Raw genomic sequence first — 1,655 nt, forward strand, 5'->3', positions numbered from 1 at the left:
ATGACCTACTTTCGCATGGGGAGACCCCACACTATCATCGGCGCAGCTGCGTTTCACTTCTGAGTTCGGCATGGGATCAGGTGGTACCACAGCGCTATTGTCGCCAAGCAATAAAAATTAATTAGAAAAGCTAAATGATATGTTCTAATGCGAGTGTTCATTCTCAAGTAAATACATTATGTAAATATGCTTTCACAAGCGTATATTTTAACGTCTTCTTTGACTTGTCTTGGTTACAAAACAACACTACTTAGGTGTTGTATGGTTAAGCCTCACGGGTAATTAGTACAAGTTAGCTCAATACATTACTGCACTTACACACCTTGCCTATCAACGTTGTAGTCTCCAACGGCCCTTTAGGGAACTTAAAGTTCCAGTGAGAACTCATCTTGAGGCTCGCTTCCCGCTTAGATGCTTTCAGCGGTTATCGATTCCGAACGTAGCTACCGGGCAATGCATCTGGCGATACAACCCGAACACCAGCGGTTCGTCCACTCCGGTCCTCTCGTACTAGGAGCAGCCCCTCTCAATTCTCAAACGCCCACGGCAGATAGGGACCGAACTGTCTCACGACGTTCTAAACCCAGCTCGCGTACCACTTTAAATGGCGAACAGCCATACCCTTGGGACCGACTTCAGCCCCAGGATGTGATGAGCCGACATCGAGGTGCCAAACACCGCCGTCGATATGAACTCTTGGGCGGTATCAGCCTGTTATCCCCGGAGTACCTTTTATCCGTTGAGCGATGGCCCTTCCATTCAGAACCACCGGATCACTATGACCTACTTTCGTACCTGCTCGACGTGTCTGTCTCGCAGTTAAGCTGGCTTATACCATTGTACTAACCTCACGATGTCCGACCGTGATTAGCCAACCTTCGTACTCCTCCGTTACTCTTTAGGAGGAGACCGCCCCAGTCAAACTACCCACCAAACAGTGTCCCAAACCCCGATTCAGGGGCCATGGTTAGAACTCAAAACATACAAGGGTGGTATTTCAAGATTGGCTCCACGTCATCTGGCGACAACGCTTCAAAGCCTCCCACCTATCCTACACATGTAGGCTCTAAGTTCACTGCTAAGCTATAGTAAAGGTTCACGGGGTCTTTCCGTCTAGCCGCGGGTACACAGCATCTTCACTGCGATTTCAACTTCACTGAGTCTCGGGTAGAGACAGCATGGCCATCATTACGCCATTCGTGCAGGTCGGAACTTACCCGACAAGGAATTTCGCTACCTTAGGACCGTTATAGTTACGGCCGCCGTTTACCGGGGCTTCGATCAAAAGCTTCGACCTAAGTCTAACCTCATCAATTAACCTTCCGGCACCGGGCAGGCGTCACACCCTATACGTCATCTTACGATTTAGCAGAGTGCTGTGTTTTTAATAAACAGTTGCAGCCATCTGGTATCTTCGGCCACCAACAGCTAAATCCGCGAGGGACATCACCGTCAGTGGCGTACCTTCTCCCGAAGTTACGGTACCATTTTGCCTAGTTCCTTTACCCGAGTTCTCTCAAGCGCCTTGGTATTCTCTACCTGACCACCTGTGTCGGTTTGGGGTACGATCCTTTATTATCTGAAGCTTAGAGACTTTTCCTGGAAGCATGGCATCAATGACTTCAGTACCTTAGTACCTCGACATCGTATCTCAG

General features: G+C 48.9%; 2 rRNA genes. Both read right to left on the bottom strand.

Features of this window, described 5'->3' with window-relative positions:
- A 5S ribosomal RNA gene (gene rrf / locus H592_RS0111505) occupies positions 1-108 on the bottom strand; the annotation flags it as partial.
- Between the two features lie 153 nt (positions 109-261).
- A 23S ribosomal RNA gene (locus H592_RS0111510) occupies positions 262-1,655 on the bottom strand; the annotation flags it as partial.

This window comes from Psychromonas arctica DSM 14288, assembly GCF_000482725.1.
Lineage (GTDB): Bacteria > Pseudomonadota > Gammaproteobacteria > Enterobacterales > Psychromonadaceae > Psychromonas > Psychromonas arctica.